The sequence below is a fragment of the Rugamonas sp. GW822-FHT03B10 genome, from assembly GCF_058801745.1.
In genome coordinates, this window is sequence record NZ_JBXANP010000006.1 from 30,527 (window position 1) to 47,076 (window position 16,550).

The 16,550-nt window shown below is 65.1% G+C and carries 16 protein-coding genes; 1 reads left to right on the forward strand and 15 read right to left on the reverse strand.

The window, feature by feature from the left end:
* Positions 1-54 precede the first annotated feature (54 nt).
* The 7 genes from AC1RQG_RS11650 to AC1RQG_RS11680 form a co-directional block, all read right to left on the reverse strand.
* A complete protein-coding gene (locus AC1RQG_RS11650; RefSeq protein WP_493131943.1) occupies positions 55-501 on the reverse strand; it encodes a DUF4149 domain-containing protein in 447 nt (148 codons plus the stop codon).
* Positions 498-974 carry a transcription elongation factor GreA gene (greA, locus tag AC1RQG_RS11655; protein ID WP_493131423.1) on the reverse strand — a complete coding sequence of 159 codons (477 nt, stop codon included), beginning with the start codon at positions 972-974 and terminating at the stop codon, positions 498-500. The genes AC1RQG_RS11650 and greA overlap by 4 nt, the downstream gene beginning before the upstream one ends.
* A gap of 98 nt (positions 975-1,072) precedes the next feature.
* Positions 1,073-4,303 (reverse strand): carbamoyl-phosphate synthase large subunit, encoded by a 3,231-nt coding sequence (gene carB / locus AC1RQG_RS11660; protein WP_493131424.1) that lies wholly within the window; start codon positions 4,301-4,303, stop codon positions 1,073-1,075.
* On the reverse strand, positions 4,304-5,467 hold the full coding sequence (gene carA / locus AC1RQG_RS11665; RefSeq protein WP_493131425.1) for a glutamine-hydrolyzing carbamoyl-phosphate synthase small subunit: 1,164 nt from the start codon (positions 5,465-5,467) through the stop codon (positions 4,304-4,306).
* A gap of 199 nt (positions 5,468-5,666) precedes the next feature.
* Positions 5,667-6,071, reverse strand: coding sequence for a GlcG/HbpS family heme-binding protein (locus AC1RQG_RS11670; protein ID WP_493131427.1), 405 nt, complete (start codon positions 6,069-6,071; stop codon positions 5,667-5,669).
* 41 nt (positions 6,072-6,112) lie between these two features.
* A complete protein-coding gene (locus tag AC1RQG_RS11675; protein WP_493131429.1) occupies positions 6,113-7,024 on the reverse strand; it encodes a patatin-like phospholipase family protein in 912 nt (303 codons plus the stop codon).
* 105 nt (positions 7,025-7,129) lie between these two features.
* Positions 7,130-8,038 (reverse strand): DMT family transporter, encoded by a 909-nt coding sequence (locus tag AC1RQG_RS11680; protein WP_493131431.1) that lies wholly within the window; start codon positions 8,036-8,038, stop codon positions 7,130-7,132.
* 124 nt (positions 8,039-8,162) lie between these two features.
* Here AC1RQG_RS11680 and AC1RQG_RS11685 point away from each other — a divergent pair, with 124 nt between their 5' ends.
* Positions 8,163-9,089, forward strand: a complete 927-nt coding sequence (locus AC1RQG_RS11685) for a helix-turn-helix domain-containing protein (protein WP_493131433.1) — start codon at positions 8,163-8,165, stop codon at positions 9,087-9,089.
* Between the two features lie 21 nt (positions 9,090-9,110).
* Here the strand turns inward: AC1RQG_RS11685 and AC1RQG_RS11690 are convergent, their stop codons facing one another.
* From AC1RQG_RS11690 to pstS, 8 genes are all read right to left on the reverse strand, one after another.
* Positions 9,111-9,467: a carboxymuconolactone decarboxylase family protein gene (locus AC1RQG_RS11690; RefSeq protein ID WP_493131435.1), complete on the reverse strand. Its 357-nt coding sequence runs from the start codon at positions 9,465-9,467 to the stop codon at positions 9,111-9,113.
* A gap of 249 nt (positions 9,468-9,716) precedes the next feature.
* The gene (phoR, locus tag AC1RQG_RS11695; protein WP_493131437.1) at positions 9,717-11,030 is read right to left on the reverse strand and encodes a phosphate regulon sensor histidine kinase PhoR; all 1,314 of its coding nucleotides are present in this window, start codon (positions 11,028-11,030) and stop codon (positions 9,717-9,719) included.
* Between the two features lie 4 nt (positions 11,031-11,034).
* On the reverse strand, positions 11,035-11,724 hold the full coding sequence (locus AC1RQG_RS11700) for a response regulator (RefSeq protein ID WP_493131439.1): 690 nt from the start codon (positions 11,722-11,724) through the stop codon (positions 11,035-11,037).
* 18 nt (positions 11,725-11,742) lie between these two features.
* Positions 11,743-12,447, reverse strand: a complete 705-nt coding sequence (gene phoU, locus AC1RQG_RS11705; protein ID WP_493131441.1) for a phosphate signaling complex protein PhoU — start codon at positions 12,445-12,447, stop codon at positions 11,743-11,745.
* A 40-nt stretch (positions 12,448-12,487) separates the two neighbouring features.
* The gene (gene pstB, locus AC1RQG_RS11710; RefSeq protein WP_493131443.1) at positions 12,488-13,288 is read right to left on the reverse strand and encodes a phosphate ABC transporter ATP-binding protein PstB; all 801 of its coding nucleotides are present in this window, start codon (positions 13,286-13,288) and stop codon (positions 12,488-12,490) included.
* Positions 13,289-13,316: 28 nt separating this feature from the next.
* A complete protein-coding gene (gene pstA / locus AC1RQG_RS11715) occupies positions 13,317-14,174 on the reverse strand; it encodes a phosphate ABC transporter permease PstA (RefSeq protein WP_493131445.1) in 858 nt (285 codons plus the stop codon).
* Entirely contained in the window at positions 14,174-15,118 is a 945-nt protein-coding gene (pstC, locus tag AC1RQG_RS11720; protein ID WP_493131945.1) for a phosphate ABC transporter permease subunit PstC, read from the reverse strand. Before pstC ends, pstA begins: the two co-directional genes overlap by 1 nt.
* Before the next feature lie 268 nt (positions 15,119-15,386).
* Positions 15,387-16,433, reverse strand: coding sequence for a phosphate ABC transporter substrate-binding protein PstS (gene pstS / locus AC1RQG_RS11725; protein WP_493131447.1), 1,047 nt, complete (start codon positions 16,431-16,433; stop codon positions 15,387-15,389).
* Positions 16,434-16,550: the final 117 nt, after the last annotated feature.

Genomic DNA, 16,550 nt, shown 5'->3' on the forward strand with positions numbered 1-16,550 from the left:
CCGCCGCGAACAATTGGGGACGTGACACATTTGAATGTGTCACGTCCCCATTTTTTATTGCCTGACGACCAGCCAGGCCGCCAGCAGGCTCTGGAACAGATAAATGCTGCTCGATATACCGTGCAGCATGCCGAAGCGGCCCTTGGCGGCCGACTCCATCACCCCGCCCGGCCCGGCCGCCGCCCGCAGGGCCGCCATTTCCGGCTGCAGGCCGAAATGCGACACCAGCGTGCACGCCAGCATCACCAGCGCCAGCACCGCCGTCGTGCGGCGCGCGCCGGGCACACCCGACTTATCGCGCCACAACAGCAGCAACAGCAGCAGCAGCGCGCACGCGATCGCCACCAGCGCCTGCACATGGAACAGGCTGGCCGCGATGGTGCCGGCCAGCACCCGGTCGCTCAGCGTGGCGAACAGCGTGGGCGCGGCCAGATAGCCGACCGTCCACAGGCTGCCTGCCCAGGCCGTTGCCACCAGCAGGCGCGCGCGGGCCAGCATCAGATGTAGCGTACTTCCAGGATTTCGTATTCGCGCGGGCCGGACGGCGCCTGCACTTCCACCACGTCGCCGGCCGACTTGCCGATCAGCGCGCGGGCGATCGGCGAGGTGACCGACACCTTGCTCAGCTTCAGGTCCGCTTCGTCGATGCCGACGATCTGGTAGGTCACCTTGGCGCCCGATTCCAGGTCTTCCAGGTCCACGGTCGAGGCGAACACGACGCGGCCTTCGGCGTCGAGCTGGGTCGGGTCGATGATCTGGGCGGCGCTCAGCTTGCCTTCCAGTTCGGCGATGCGGCCTTCCACGAACGCCTGGCGCTCCTTGGCGGCATCGTACTCGGCGTTTTCCGACAGGTCGCCATGCGAACGGGCCTCGGCGATGGCGTCGATCACGATGCGGCGCTCCTTGGTCTTCAACTGATGCAACTCTTCTTTCAAGAGTTCCGCGCCGAACTTGGTGAGTGGGACTGAAGTCATGTTTTATCTGCTATTTACGTGTTATTACAACGGAAAACCACAGAGGCCGCGCCTTCCTGCTACGCGGGCTCTGTGGTTCAAGGGTGATGCAAAGAGGCTTAGTGTAAGGTTTTATGCAGACCTTGTAAATCGTACACGCGCAACTCGTCCAGGTGGCGGATGCCCTCGACGGCCGCTTCCGCGCCGGCGATGGTGGTGTAGGTCGTCACGCGCGACGCCAGCGACGACGTGCGGATGGCACGCGAGTCGGCGATGGCGGTGCGCTTCTCCTCCACCGTGTTGATGACCAACACGATCTCGTGGTTCTTGATCATGTCGACCACGTGCGGACGGCCTTCGGTCTTCTTGTTGACCGGGGTGACCGGGATGCCGGCGGCCGCGATCACGGCGGCGGTGCCCTTGGTGGCCACCAGCGTGAAGCCCATCTCCACCAGGTCGCGCGCCACTTTCACGGCGCGCGGCTTGTCCGACGCCTTCACGCTCAGGAACACGCGGCCCGACTTGGGCAGCTTGACGCCCGCGCCCAGCTGCGACTTGACGAACGCTTCGCCGAAGGTCATGCCCACGCCCATCACTTCGCCGGTCGATTTCATCTCGGGGCCGAGGATGGTGTCCACGCCCGGGAATTTCACGAACGGGAACACGGCTTCCTTGACGCTGAAGTACGGCGGCACCACTTCCTGGGTAATGCCCTGCGAGGCCAGCGACTGGCCGACCATGCAGCGCGCCGCGATCTTGGCCAGTTGCAGGCCGGTGGCCTTGGACACGAACGGCACGGTGCGCGAGGCGCGCGGGTTCACTTCCAGCACGTAGACCACGTCCTGCAGCTGGCCGTCGATCTCCTGCTTCTGGATCGCGAACTGCACGTTCATCAGGCCGACCACGTTCAGGCCCTTGGCCATCAGCGAGGTCTGGCGCTTGAGTTCATCGATGGTTTCCTGCGCCAGCGAGTACGGCGGCAGCGAGCAGGCCGAGTCGCCCGAGTGCACGCCAGCCTGTTCGATGTGTTCCATCACGCCGCCGATGAAGGTGGTCTCGCCGTCCGAGATGCAATCCACGTCGCACTCGATGGCGTCGTTCAGGAAGCGGTCCAGCAGCACCGGCGAGTCGTGCGACACCTTGACGGCTTCGCGCATGTAGCGTTCCAGGTCGCGCTGCTCGTGCACGATTTCCATCGCGCGGCCGCCCAGCACGTACGAAGGACGCACCACCAGCGGGTAGCCGATTTCCTGCGCCAGGCGCAGCGCGTCTTCCTCGGTGCGCGCGGTGCGGTTGGGCGGCTGGCGCAGTTCCAGCTTGTGCAGCAGCTGCTGGAAGCGCTCGCGGTCTTCGGCGGCGTCGATCATGTCGGGCGAGGTGCCGACGATGGGCACGCCGTTCGCTTCGAGGTCCAGCGCCAGTTTCAACGGGGTCTGGCCGCCGTACTGGACGATCACGCCCACCGGTTTTTCCAGCTCCACGATTTCCAGCACGTCTTCCAGCGTCAGCGATTCGAAGTACAGGCGGTCGGAGGTGTCGTAGTCGGTCGACACGGTCTCGGGGTTGCAGTTGACCATGATGGTCTCGTAGCCGTCCTCGCGCATGGCCAGCGCCGCGTGCACGCAGCAGTAGTCGAACTCGATACCCTGGCCGATACGGTTAGGGCCACCGCCCAGCACCATGATCTTCTTCTTGTCGGTCGGGTTGGACTCGCATTCCTCGTCGTAGGTCGAGTACATGTAGGCCGTGTTGGTGGCGAATTCGGCGGCGCAGGTGTCGACCCGCTTGTAGACCGGACGGATGGCCAGCTCGTGGCGCTTGGCGCGCACGGCGGCCGGCGTGGTCTGCAGCAGGAAGGCCAGGCGGCGGTCCGAGAAGCCCTTTTGCTTCAGCTTGTACAGCGTGTTCTTGTCCAGCGCTTCCAGCTTCTGGGTGTCGAGCCACAGCTCGAGGTCCACGATCTCCTTGATCTGCACCAGGAACCATGGGTCGATGCGGGTCAGCGTGTGCACCTCGTCCAGCGTGAAGCCCTGGGCGAACGCGTCGCCCACGTACCAGATGCGCTCAGGACCGGGCTCGCCCAGTTCCTCTTCGATCTTCTCGCGGTCCTTGGTCTTCTCGTTCAGGCCATCGACGCCCACTTCCAGGCCGCGCAGGGCTTTCTGGAACGATTCCTGGAAGGTGCGGCCGATCGCCATCACCTCACCGACCGATTTCATCTGGGTGGTCAGGTGGTGGTCGGCGGTCGGGAACTTCTCGAACGTGAAGCGCGGGATCTTGGTGACGACGTAGTCGATCGACGGTTCGAACGAGGCCGGGGTGGCGCCGCCGGTGATCTCGTTGCGCAGCTCGTCGAGCGTGAAGCCCACGGCCAGCTTGGCCGCCACTTTGGCGATCGGGAAGCCGGTGGCCTTCGAGGCCAGCGCGGACGAACGCGACACGCGCGGGTTCATCTCGATCACGATCATGCGGCCATCGGCCGGGTTGATCGAGAACTGCACGTTGGAGCCGCCCGTGTCCACGCCGATCTCGCGCAGCACGGCCAGCGAGGCGTTGCGCATGATCTGGTATTCCTTGTCGGTCAGCGTCTGCGCCGGCGCCACGGTGATCGAGTCGCCGGTGTGCACGCCCATCGGGTCCAGGTTTTCGATCGAGCAGATGATGATGCAGTTGTCCGCCTTGTCGCGCACCACTTCCATCTCGTACTCTTTCCAGCCGATCAGCGATTCCTCGATCAGCAGTTCCGAGGTCGGCGACGCTTCCAGACCGCGTTTGCAGATGGTCTCGAACTCTTCCTCGTTGTAGGCGATGCCGCCGCCGGTGCCGCCCATGGTGAACGACGGACGGATGATGACGGGGAAGCCCAGCTCGCGCTGCACGGCCCACGACTCTTCCATCGTGTGCGACACGCCCGACTTGGCCGAACCGAGGCCGATCTTGGTCATCGCGTCCTTGAACTTGGAACGGTCCTCGGCCTTGTCGATCGCTTCCGGCGTGGCGCCGATCAGCTCGACCTTGTACTTGTCCAGCACGCCGTTGTGGAACAGGTCCAGCGCGCAGTTGAGCGCGGTCTGGCCGCCCATGGTCGGCAGGATCGCGTCCGGACGCTCCTTGGCGATGATGCGCTCGACCACCTGCCACGTGATCGGCTCGACGTAGGTCACGTCGGCCATCTCGGGGTCGGTCATGATGGTGGCCGGGTTGCTGTTGACCAGAATGACTTTGTAGCCTTCCTCGCGCAGGGCCTTGCAGGCCTGGGCGCCGGAATAATCGAACTCGCAGGCCTGGCCGATGATGATGGGGCCAGCGCCGATAATCAGAATACTTTTAATGTCAGTACGTTTAGGCATTTATTTTTTCTCCGTAGCTTCCATCATGCCGATGAAGCGGTCAAACAGGTAAGCGACGTCAGTCGGGCCGGGCGATGCTTCAGGGTGGCCCTGGAAGCAGAAGGCCGGCTTGTCGGTGCGGGCGAAGCCCTGCAGCGAGCCATCGAACAGCGAGCGGTGGGTCACACGGCAGTTGGCCGGCAGCGTGTCGGCGTCGACCGCGAAGCCGTGGTTCTGGGACGTGATCAGCACTTGCTTGCTGTCGAGGTCCTGCACCGGGTGGTTGGCGCCGTGGTGGCCGAACTTCATCTTCAGCGTCTTGGCGCCGGAGGCCAGGGCCATGATCTGGTGGCCGAGGCAGATGCCGAACACGGGGATGCCTTTTTCGATCAGCTCACGGGTGGCGGCGATCGCGTAGTCGCATGGCTCCGGGTCGCCGGGGCCGTTGGACAGGAACACGCCGTCCGGGTTCAGGGCCAGCGCGTCGGCGGCCGAGGACTGGGCCGGCAGCACCGTCACCTTGCAGCCGCGCGCGGCCAGCATGCGCAGGATGTTGCGCTTGACGCCGAAGTCGAACGCCACCACGTGGAACTTAGGCGCGGTCTGCTGGCCGTAGCCTTCGCCCAGCGCCCATTCCGTTTCCGTGAATTCATAGGCGGCCGTGGTCGAGACCACCTTGGCCAGGTCCATGCCGGCCAGGCCGGGGAAGGAACGGGCCAGTTCCAGCGCCTGGGCGACGGACGGCTCGTTGCCCTGGGTGCCGACCAGGATGGCGCCGGCCTGGGCGCCCTTCTCGCGCAGGATGCGGGTCAGCTTGCGGGTGTCGATACCGGCGATGGCCACCACGTTCTCAGCCTTCAGGTAGTCCGACAGCGACTGGGTGGAACGGAAATTGGACGCCATCAGCGGCAGGTCGCGGATGATCAGACCTGCGGCGTGGACTTTGGTCGACTCGACGTCTTCAGGATTGACGCCGGTGTTGCCGATGTGCGGATACGTCAGGGTGACGATCTGGCGGCAGTAGCTGGGATCGGTCAGGATTTCCTGATAACCGGTCATGGATGTATTGAACACCACCTCGCCGGTCGTGTGACCGGCGGCGCCGATGGAAAAACCTTTGAAGATGGTTCCGTCAGCGAGGGCGAGGATGGCTGGAACAGCGGGGCCAGAAAAAAATGGCGGCAAGGGCAACTCCTGATAAAGTTACCGTAGCTGCGCCACGTCAGACGACCGTCGAGTATCCCCGGCCGAGGCCCGGGTCGAGGTCAGATCGAAGATGGATGGGTGGTAGTCGCTACGGTAGATGTGAGATTGGCTAAACCTTTGAATTATAACCAAAACCCTGCCCTTTGGCAAGATGGCGACCACCACCCTCCGGTGTGAATCAGGCGATGGCGGCGATGCCAGCCTTGGCGATCTGCGCGTCTTCCGCCGATTTCACGCCCGACACGCCCACGGCGCCCACGTAGTGGCCATCGACCACGACGGGCACGCCGCCTTCGAGCAAGCCTTCCACTTCGGGCGCGCTCAGGAACGACATGCGGCCGTTGTTGATCATTTCTTCATAAATGCGCGACTCGCGGCGGCCGAGCGCGGCCGTCTTGGCCTTGGCCGGGGCGATGTGGGCCGACAGGGGCGCGGCGCCGTCCATGCGCTGCAGCCACAGCGGGTGGCCGCCGTCGTCCACGATGGAGATCACGACGGCCCAGTTGTTGGCCACGGCTTCCGCTTCCGCCGCGGCGGCGATCTTCTTGACGTCTGCGAGGGTCAGGAATGGTTTGGTTTGCATAGTACTTTCCTAATAAAGAATTGAACGACGATGATAGGCCGTTACAGCCGGCGCTTCGCTTCAAGTTTTTGCTTGATTTGCGGCATTAACGCTGCCGCCGCTTGCTCGCCGGCAAGAATCGCCTGGTTGCGGCTGTTGAAATCGCTGCTGCCCATCTTGCCCAGCGCGGGCTGGATCACGATGTCGGCATCCTTGAGTTCGAACTGGTTGATGCGCTGGCCCATGATGCTGAAGGTCTGCATGATCACCTCCAGCGAACTGACGGTGGCCTGGGCGTCGGCCTGGGTCGAGATATTGACGGCGATGACAAAATCGGCCCCCATCTCGCGCGCGAAACGCACGGGCACCGGCGCCACCAGGCCGCCATCGACATAGGTGTGGCCGTTGATGGCCACGGGCTGGAACACGCCCGGCACCGACGACGAGGCGCGCACGGCCATGCCGGTGTTGCCGCGCTGGAACAGGATCGGCTGGCCCGTCTTCAGGTCCGACGCCACGGCGCCGAACGGAATCTTGAGTTTTTCCAGCGGCTGGTTGTTGACCGCCTTGTTGACGTAGGCTTGCAGCGCCTCGCCCTTGAGCACGCCCGAACTCTTGCCGAACAGGGGCAAGGCCCAGTCCGAAATGGCGGCCTCGTCCATGTCAAACGCCAGTTTCTGCAACTGGAAGCCCGTGTTGCCGGCCGCGTACAGCGCGCCGACCACGCTGCCGGCGCTGGTGCCGACCACGATATCTGGGTAAATCCCCTGCGCCTCGAGCGCCTTGATCACGCCGATGTGGGCGAAACCGCGCGCCGCCCCGCCGCCCAGCGCCAGGCCGATCTTGATCTTGCGCGGCGGCTGCGGCGCCGCCTGGGGCGTGGCGGCCGCCGTGGTGTCCACGTGGTGCGTGGTGCTACAGGCGGACAGCGCGAACGCGGCGAGCGCGAAAGTGAAAAGGCGTCTAGGGTGCATGGGCGGTGGCTGGGGGAGTAAAGGCGCCGCAGATTGTATACCAAATGCGGGCCTTGCTCCTGAGAACCACCTTAAAACCATGCCCAGATCCAGCCGGGGCGGGTCTCAGCATGCGGCCGCGCGGGTCGACGTCTTCGGTCCGGGCGGGGCCAGCGGCAGAAACGCCAGCAGATTCCCCGCCAGCACCAACCCCAGCCCGGCCAGGGCCGTCGGCGTCCAGTGGTAGCCTTCGTAGACGGTCGAAATGGTCAGCGCCACGATGGGGAACAATACCGTGGAATAGGCCGCGCGGTCCGGTCCGATGCGGCCGACCAGCAGCAGGTAGGCGGTGAAGCCGATGACCGAGCCGGGGAGCGCGAGGTACAGCAGCGCGCCGACGTAGCGCGTGCCCGGCTCCAGCGCGAACGGCATGCCCAGCGCCAGCGCCGCCAGGCCCAGCGTCGTGGCGCCGATCAGCATGGCCCAGGTGTTGGTCAGCCACGGCGTCAGGCCCAGCGACTGCATGCGGCTCGACAGCAGGTTGCCGCAGGAGAAGCACAGTGTACCGGCCAGGGTCAGCGCCAGGCCCATCATCGCCCGACTGTCGTGCCAGTGGCCGGCCATCTGCGGCGCAAACAGCAGCACGATGCCGGCCAGTCCGAGCAGCGCGCCCATCATCACCTGACGGCGTATCGGCCGGCCGAGGAAGACGCGGCCGTTGATGGCGTTCCAGATCGGCGCGGTGGAGAACACCACCGCTTCAAGGCCGCTGGTGATCCACTGGCTGGCGTAGTAGAAGCACAGGAAGTTCAGGCAGAACAACGCCAGGCCTTGCGCCAGCAGGTAGCGCCACGCCTGGCGCGGCGGCCACCACGGCTTGCGGGTGACGAGCAGAAATCCCATCAGCACGGCGGACGCCAGCCAGAAGCGGTAGGCGATCGATACCGGCGCCGGCACCACGCCGACCTGGAAGGTGATGGCGATCCAGGTCGTACCCCAGATCAGGACAGTGAGCAGGTAGAGGAAAATATTCATGCCGCCAGCATGCCGCGCGCGCGGCGCGCGCGCTTGTCTGAAATTGCGCAAATCGCCCGGCCGCCTGCGGAGACGGCGTGCGCCGTGCTAGACTTTCAGTCAACTCCCACCGAATGTGCGCACCGTGCCAGCCAGCCCCGCCAACGCCACCGACGCCTCCCCCGCCCGCGCGCCGGACGCGATGATCTCGCACGCCGTGTTCCGCACCATGTCCGAAACGGACGCGGTGCTGGAGCGCTTCGCCTGGCTTGGCGACAATCTGGCGGTGGCGATCTGGCGCCGCGACGCCGAAGTCGCCGGCACCAGCTACAACAAACCGGGCCACCACACGCTGTCCTACTACATGGGTGGCGGCTACCGCACCGAGCGCGACGAGCTGCCCGGCGTGTACGGCGCGCCCGAGCGTTTATGCACGCTGCCGGACTGGCACGAGTCCAACTGGACGGTGCGCGGGCCGCTGCGTTTCCTGCATCTCTACTTTCTTCCCGAGCATTTCACGCGGCGCGCCGTGGTGGAGCTGGACCGCGAGCCGCGCGAGATCACGCTGGCCGACCGCACCTATTTTGAGGATGAGCGCATCGGGCTCCTTTGCGCCGGGCTGGCGAACATGTCGTGGGAAGGCGCGGACGGCCGGCTGCGCGCCAATGAGACGGCGCACGAGACCCTGAGCCATCTGCTGCTGTCGCAATCGATGCCGCACCACCGGCAGCGCATGCGCGGCGGGCTGGCGCCGGTGGTGCGGAGCCGGCTGGCCGACTACATCGAGGCGAACCTGGGGCGGAATATCTCGCTGGGCATGCTGGCGCAGCTGGCATGCATGTCCGAGTACCACCTGGCGCGCATGTTCAGGATCTCGTTCGGCATGCCGCCGTCGGCGTGGATCGCGGCGCGCCGCGTGGAGCGCGCGCGCCACCTGCTGAAGACCACCGACCAACCGTTGCAGCGGATCGCCGACGCCTGCGGCTACGCCGACCTGAGCCACTTCAGCCACCGCTTCCGCGACAGCGTAGGCGCGCCGCCCAGCCGCTACCGCAGCATCGTGACGGCCTAGGGTATGCGAACGGGCAGCCCCTTACTGCGCCTCGGAGAACTCCGCGAAGGCCGCCATCGCATTGGCCGAATACATCAGCGACGGACCGCCGCCCATGTAGACGGCCATGGCCAGCGCCTCCTCCAGCTCGGCCTTGGTCACGCCCAGCTTGACCAGCGCCTGCACATGGAAGCCGATGCAGGCGTCGCAGCGCACGGCCACGCCCAGCGCCAGCGCGATCAACTCCTTGGCCTTCTTGTCCAGCGCGCCATCCTTGGTGGCGGCGCGGGCCATGTCGTTGAAGCCCTTCATCACCTCGGGCATGTCGGCGCGCAGCGTGGCCAACTGGGTGGAGACGGCCTGGGTCAGTTCGCGGTAACCAGTCAATGGGGTGCTCATAGCAATTCCTTTATCAATTAGAGACGGATCGGGTTTTCTACAATCTACGATTACACAATATATTATTTTATATAGTGTTGTCAACAGTAACGCGCTTGGGCGACGCGACGGGACCAGTCTACGGGTGCGGTGGCCGCCGGCGCCACAACCTGGATCAAGAAAAGCGAAAACCGGGGTCAGGTCATACCACCAGGCAAGATGCGCGCATCTTGCCTGGTGGTATGACCTGACCCCGGTTTTTTAGAGTGCTTAGCCCAGCTGGAGTTCCGGCTGCTTGGGGACGATGGCCGTCTTGGGCAGGCAGACGATGAAACTGCTGCCCTTGCCCGCTTCGGATTTGATCTGCAGCGTGCCGCCATGGCGCAGCAGCACGTGCTTGACGATGGCCAGGCCCAGACCCGTGCCCTGCGTCTCGCGCGAACGACTCTTGTCGACCCGGTAGAAGCGCTCCGTCAGCCGCGAGATGTGCTCGGGACTGATGCCGATGCCGGTGTCCTCGACCTTGAACTTGATGCCGCTCGGCCCTTCCGCCCACGACAGGTGGATCCTGCCGCCGGCCGGCGTGTAGCGCACGGCGTTCGAGGCCAGGTTGCCGAAGGCCGAGTGCAGCTCCTCCGTGCTGCCCATCACGTCCGGCCCCGACACGTCCATCGTGATCTCGTGCTTGCCGGCCGACAGCGCGCGCGCGTCGCGCTGCACCTGCCCCATCAGCTTGACGATGTCGACCCGCTCGGGCCGCATCGGGTAGTCGACCGATTCCAGCCGCGACAAGGTCAGCATGTCCTCGATCAGATGCTGCATGCGGTGGCCCTGCTCCGTCATCAGCTTCAGGTGGGCGGCGCGGGTGGCCGCGTCCAGGTCCTCCGAGGCGGCGATCTCGAGGAAGCCGACGATCACCGTCAGCGGCGTGCGCAGCTCGTGCGAGGCGTTGGCGATGAAGTCGCGCCGCATCTCCTCGATGCGCTCGGTCTCGGTGGCGTCGTGCGTGACGAGGATCTGGCGCCGGTTCTCGAACGGGATGATGTGGACGATCAGCTTGCGCTCGCGGAAGCTCAGCGTGAGCGGCTGGTCGTAGCGGCCCAGGATGATGTAGTCCATGAAGTCGGGGCTGCGCACCAGGTTGGTCACGCGCATGCCCTTGTCGCGCTCGTGGGTCAGGCCCAGGTGCTGCTCGGCGGCCGGATTGCACCATTCGAGGAACAGCACGTCGTCCATGATCACCACGCCGTCGGGCAGCAGATGCATGGCCTGGCGGAAGCGGGCCAGCCATTCGGTCAGCTCGGTCTGGTTCTTCTCGTCGTCGCGGCGCAGCTTGTACAGGCGCGAGAAGATGTTGGTCCAGGCGCCCCAGCCGTCGGGCAGCTTGGCGCTTTGCGGGTCGTCCAGCCAGTCGCTGAGCTGGTACAGATAACCGAGCTGGACGAACACAAGCACGGCCATGACCAGCGTGGCCACGACCAGCGCCGAGACGGCGCCGAACATGAACCACAGCACGCCCACGCCCGCCAGGATCAGGCCCATGCGCAGCGCGGCGGGCACCCAGAACAGCAGTTTTGGATTCATGGATTTACTTTTCAGACAGCATGTAGCCGACGCTGCGCACCGTGCGGATCAGGTGCTCGGCCTCCTTCAGCGCCTTGCGCAGGCGCAGCACGTGCACGTCGACCGTGCGCTCCTCGATCACGACGTGGTCGCCCCACACCTTGTCGAGCAGCTGGCTGCGCGAGAACACGCGCTCGGGGTGGGCCAGCAGGAACTTGAGCAGCTTGTACTCGGCGTGGCCGATGTCGATCTTCTGCTGGTCCAGCATGACGGTGCAGCTGACCGGGTCGAGCATCACGTTGCCGGCGCGCATGGTCGACTGGGCGTGCTCGGGGCTCTTGCGGCGCAGCAGCGCCTTGGCCCGCGCCAGCAGTTCGCGCGGCGAGAACGGCTTGGTGATGTAGTCGTCGGCGCCGCTGTTGAGGCCGGCCAGCTTGTCCTCCTCCATGCTCTTGGCCGTCAGCATGATGACGGGGATCTCGTTGAACTGGCGGTCGGCGCGGATGCGCGCCAGCAGGCGCAGGCCGGTCTGGTCGGGCAGCATCCAGTCGAGCAGGATCAGCTGCGGCGTGCGGTGCTGGATGAAATCCCAGGCCTCGCCCACGGTGGGCACGGCGCAGCAGTTCCAGCCGGCCTCGCGCAGCGAGAACGTCACCAGCTCGACGATGGCCGGCTCGTCCTCAACAATCAATATCGTGGTTTTATCGGTTGCCATGTGCGGTCGTGCGGACGGTTACTCGGCGCTGTCGTCGGCCAGCGGGGCGGCCTTGCTGTGGCGGATGTCGCGCCCCTCGACCACGTAGATCACGTATTCGGCGATGTTCTTGGCGTGGTCGCCGATGCGCTCGATGGCCTTGGCCACCCACAGCGTGTCGAGCGCGGCCGAGATGGTGCGCGGGTCCTCCATCATGAAGGTGATCAGGTTGCGCATGATGGAGCGGAATTCGTGGTCGATCACGGCGTCCTGGGCGATCAGCTGCAAGGCCTGCTTGCCGTCGTTGCGGGCGAAGGCGTCGAGCGCGTCGTGCAGCATGTCGCTGGTGTTGTTGGCGATGCCGCGCACCATCTCGTAGTGGTTGACGGTGACGGCGCCGCGGCTGTGCAGCGACTTGGCCGTGCGCGCGATCTTGGTGGCCTCGTCGCCGATGCGCTCGAGGTCGGTGATCACCTTGATGGTGGCCATGATGGTGCGCAGGTCGTTGGCGGCCGGCTGGCGGCGCACGATCAGGTGGCTGCAGGCGTCGTCCAGCGACACCTCGAGCTGGTTGACGCTGTCGTCCTCGCGGATCACGCGGTCGGCGCGCTCGGGGTTGCCGATGCGGAAGCAGGTCATGGCGTCGAGGAACTGGGTCTCGACGATGCCGCCCATCAGCAACACCTTGGAGCGGATGGCTTCGAGTTCTTGGTCGTACTGCTTGGAGGAATGCTCGCCTAACATGCTGGTCTCTCTTCGTAACGATGTTGTAGATATTGTAAGGTTAGCCGAAGCGGCCGGTGATGTAATCCTGGGTTTCCTTGCGGGCCGGGTTCATGAAGATCTGGTCCGTCTCGCCGAATTCGACCAGCTCGCCCAGGTACATGTAGGCAGTGTAGTCCGAGCAACGCGCGGCCTGCTGCATGTTGTGGGTGACGATGGCGATCGTGTAGTCCTGCTTCAGTTCCGAGATCAGCTCCTCCACCTTGGAGGTCGAGATCGGGTCCAGCGCCGAGGTCGGCTCGTCCAGCAGCAGCACGTCGGGCCGCACGGCCACGCCGCGCGCGATGCACAAGCGCTGTTGCTGGCCGCCCGACAGCGACAGGCCGCTCTTGTTCAGCTTGTCCTTGACCTCGGTCCACAGGGCCGCCTTCTTCAGCGCCCACTCCACGCGCTCGTCCATCTCGCCCTTGGACAGGTCCTCGTACAGGCGCACCCCGAAGGCGATGTTATCGTACACCGACATCGGGAACGGGGTCGGCTTCTGGAACACCATGCCGACCTTGGCGCGCAGCATGTTGACGTCCTGGCCCGGTTCCAGGATGTTCTTGCCGCGGTAGATGATGGAACCCTCGGCGCGCTGGCCCGGATACAGGTCGTACATGCGGTTGAGCGTGCGCAGCAGGGTCGACTTGCCGCAGCCGGACGGGCCGATGAAGGCCGTCACCTGCTTCTCGTGGATGTCGAGGTTGACGTTGGTCAGGCTCTGCGTCTTGCCGTAGAAGAAGTTCAGGCCGGAAATCTCGATGGTCTTGCGCTTGGGCGTCATGGCGGCGGCGGGTTCCTGGATCAGTTGCGTATTCATGGTTGCTCTCGTCGATTCTGTGCGTCGTTCAATGCGGAGTGCGCTGGTGGAACACCGTGCGCGACAGGATGTTCAGTGCCAGCACGCTGAAGGTCACCAGCAGCGCGCCGCCCCAGGCCAGGCTGCGCCAGTTGTCGTACGGGCTCATGGCGAACTGGTAGATCACCACCGGCAGGTTGGCCAGCGGGCGGTTCATGTCGGCGCTGAAGAACTGGTTGTTCAGGGCCGTGAACAGCAGCGGCGCCGTCTCGCCCGAGATGCGGGCCAGCGCCAGCAGCACGCCCGTCACCACGCCGGCCTTGACGGCGCGCAGGCGCACCAGCAGCGCCACCTTCCAGCGCGGCGCGCCGAGCGCGAAGGCCGCCTCGAGCAGGCTGTTGGGCACCAGGCGCAGCATGTTGTCGGTGGTGCGCACCACCACCGGCACGGCGATCAGGGCCAGCGCGATGGTGCCGGCGTAGCCGGAGAAGTGCTTGACGTTGGCCACGTACATGGCGTACACGAACAGGCCGATCACGATCGACGGCGCCGACAGCATGATGTCGGTCACGAAGCGCGTCACGTGCGCCACCTTGTTCTCGTCGCCGTATTCGGCCAGGTAGATGCCGGCCAGGATGCCGACCGGGGTGCTGACCAGGGTCGACAGGCCCACAAGCATCAGGCTGCCCACGATGGCGTTGAGCAGGCCGCCCCCTTCGCTGCCGGGCGCCGGCGTGGTCTGCGTGAACATGGCCACGCTCAGCGCGCCGAAGCCCTTGAACAGCAAGGTGGCCAGGATCCACACCAGGAACGCCAGGCCCAGCGACATGGCGGCCACCGACAGCGCGATGCCGACCCGGTGCACGAACAGGCGCTTGCGGTAGACGGGGTTGATTGCTTGATTCATTATTTCACGCCTTCCTTGCGAGACATTCCGGCCAGCATGAGCTTGGCGGCCGACAGGACGATAAAGGTGATGGCAAACAGGATCAGCGCCAGCGCGTACAGCGACGACACATGCAGCGTCGATTCGGCCTCGGCGAACTCGTTGGCCAGCGTGGAGGCGATGCTGTTACCGGCCGAGAACAGCGACAGCGACAATTCGTTGGCGTTGCCGATCACGAAGGTGACGGCCATGGTCTCGCCCAGCGCCCGGCCCAGGCCCAGCATGACGCCGCCCACCACGCCGGTCTTGGTGTAGGGCAGCACGATCTTGCGCACCACTTCCCACTTGGTGCAGCCGAGGCCGTAGGCCGATTCCTTCAGCACGGCCGGCACGATCTCGAACACGTCGCGCATCACGGACGAGATGAAGGGGATGATCATCACGGCCAGGATCAGGCCGGCCGTCAGGATGCCGATGCCCATGGTCGGGCCGCTGAACAGCTGGCCGATCAGCGGCAGGTGGCCGATGGTGTTCTTCAGCAGCGGCTGCACGGTGTCGGCGAACAGCGGCGCGAACACGAACAGGCCCCACATGCCGTAGATGATGGAGGGCACGCCGGCCAGCAGTTCCACGGCCGTGCCCAGCGGGCGGCGCAGCCAGACCGGGCAGATCTCGGTCAGGAACAGCGCGATGCCGAAGCTGACGGGAAAGGCGATCAGCAGCGCGATGCCCGAGGTGGTCAGGGTGCCGACGATGGCGATCAGGGCGCCGAATTTGTCGTTGACGGGATCCCACTCGACGGTGGTGATGAAGCCGGGACCGAATTCCTTGAACGCGGGCCAGGCGCCGATCATCAGCGAGATGATGATGCCGACCAGCACCGCCAGCACCGACAACGCGAACGTCATCGTGATCTTATGGAAGATGAAATCCTGGATGCGCTGCTTGCGCATGGTCGCATGCATGGCGGCCAGGCTGGCGGCCTGCTCCGCCTCGGCGGCGGCCTGCGCGCGCGCCGAGGTCGTCGTTGCGGCGGGCTGGGCGGCCGGGGCGGGATGGTCGGTGACGCTCATGGGGGGCTCCGACTGGATGACGGGCGGGGAAGTAAGTTCAGCGCTCATATTGGTTTTGATCTCTTGGATGACAGCTAGCCTGCGCCGCCCGGAGCGAGCGATGCAGGCTAACCCCCTGGGCCGCCGCCGTTGCAGGCGCGACGTCCCAGGGGCGATCCGCTTAGTAGATGGCCTTGCCCGAAGCGTCCTTCAGGTTGGCCTTCCAGGCGTCCTGCACCAGCTTGACGACGGAGGCCGGCAGCGGCACGTAGTCCAGTTCGGTGGCGGCGGCGCCGCCGTTCTTGAAGGCCCAGTCGAAGAACTTGACCACTTCCTTGCCCTTGGCGGCGTCGGCCTGGTGCTTGTGCATCAGGACGAAGGTCACGCCCGTGATCGGCCACGAGCTCTTGCCGGCCTGGTCGGTCAGCACCACGCCGAAGCCGGGGGTCTTGGCCCACTCGGCCGAGGCGGCGGCGGCCTTGAAGAAATTGTCGTCCGGCTGCAGGAAGTTGCCGTCCTTGTTCTTCAGCTGGGTGTGCGCCATCTTGTTCTTCTTGGCGTAGGCCCATTCCACGTAGCCGATCGAGCCCTTGATGCGCTGCACGTTGGCGGCCACACCCTCGTTGCCCTTGCCGCCCACGCCCACCACCCACTTGACGGCGGTGCCGGAACCGATCTTGGTCTTGAATTCGGCGCTGGTCTTGGACAGGAAGTCGGTGAACAGGAACGAGGTGCCCGAGCCGTCGGCGCGGTGCACCACGGTGATCTCGGTGGCCGGCAGCTTCACGCCAGGGTTGATGGCCGCGATTGCCGCGTCATTCCACTGCTTGACCTTGCCCAGGTAGATGTCGGCCACCACGGGGCCGGTCAGCTTCAGCTGGCCCGGGGCGACGCCGTCGATGTTCACCACGGTCACCACGCCGCCCATGATGGCGGGGAATTGCATCAAGCCTTCGGCGTCCAGCTCCTCGGCCTTGAGCGGCATGTCGGAGGCGCCGAAATCGACGGTCTTGGCTTTGATCTGTTTGATGCCGGCGCCCGAGCCGACGGACTGGTAGTTCAGGCCGTTGCCGGTGGCGGCCTTGTAGGACTCGGCCCACTTGGCGGCGATCGGGTAGATGAAGGTCGAGCCGGCGCCGGTCATGTCGGCGGCCGTCGCGGCGGACGAGAATGCCATCACGGCGGCAACACCGACGACCATGGAGGTCAACAACTGTTTCATTCGCATAACAAGTCCTTCAAGAAGGTGACAGGGGTTGGAATGCAGCGCAGTCTACCGGCGAAATATGACAGGTTTATGACATCGATGTAATTCAACTAAAACTAGACGGAAACAGCGCGACCA

Coding starts and splice junctions, on each gene's coding strand:
- AC1RQG_RS11675 (WP_493131429.1), bottom strand. CDS start 7,024: ATGCACCCTAGACGCCTTTTCACTTTCGCGCTCGCCGCGTTCGCGCTG.
- AC1RQG_RS11690 (WP_493131435.1), bottom strand. CDS start 9,467: ATGAGCACCCCATTGACTGGTTACCGCGAACTGACCCAGGCCGTCTCC.
- carB (WP_493131424.1), bottom strand. CDS start 4,303: ATGCCTAAACGTACTGACATTAAAAGTATTCTGATTATCGGCGCTGGC.
- phoU (WP_493131441.1), bottom strand. CDS start 12,447: ATGTTAGGCGAGCATTCCTCCAAGCAGTACGACCAAGAACTCGAAGCC.
- AC1RQG_RS11680 (WP_493131431.1), bottom strand. CDS start 8,038: ATGAATATTTTCCTCTACCTGCTCACTGTCCTGATCTGGGGTACGACC.
- pstS (WP_493131447.1), bottom strand. CDS start 16,433: ATGCGAATGAAACAGTTGTTGACCTCCATGGTCGTCGGTGTTGCCGCC.
- AC1RQG_RS11700 (WP_493131439.1), bottom strand. CDS start 11,724: ATGGCAACCGATAAAACCACGATATTGATTGTTGAGGACGAGCCGGCC.
- pstC (WP_493131945.1), bottom strand. CDS start 15,118: ATGCATGCGACCATGCGCAAGCAGCGCATCCAGGATTTCATCTTCCAT.
- phoR (WP_493131437.1), bottom strand. CDS start 11,030: ATGAATCCAAAACTGCTGTTCTGGGTGCCCGCCGCGCTGCGCATGGGC.
- pstA (WP_493131445.1), bottom strand. CDS start 14,174: ATGAATCAAGCAATCAACCCCGTCTACCGCAAGCGCCTGTTCGTGCAC.
- AC1RQG_RS11670 (WP_493131427.1), bottom strand. CDS start 6,071: ATGCAAACCAAACCATTCCTGACCCTCGCAGACGTCAAGAAGATCGCC.
- greA (WP_493131423.1), bottom strand. CDS start 974: ATGACTTCAGTCCCACTCACCAAGTTCGGCGCGGAACTCTTGAAAGAA.
- pstB (WP_493131443.1), bottom strand. CDS start 13,288: ATGAATACGCAACTGATCCAGGAACCCGCCGCCGCCATGACGCCCAAG.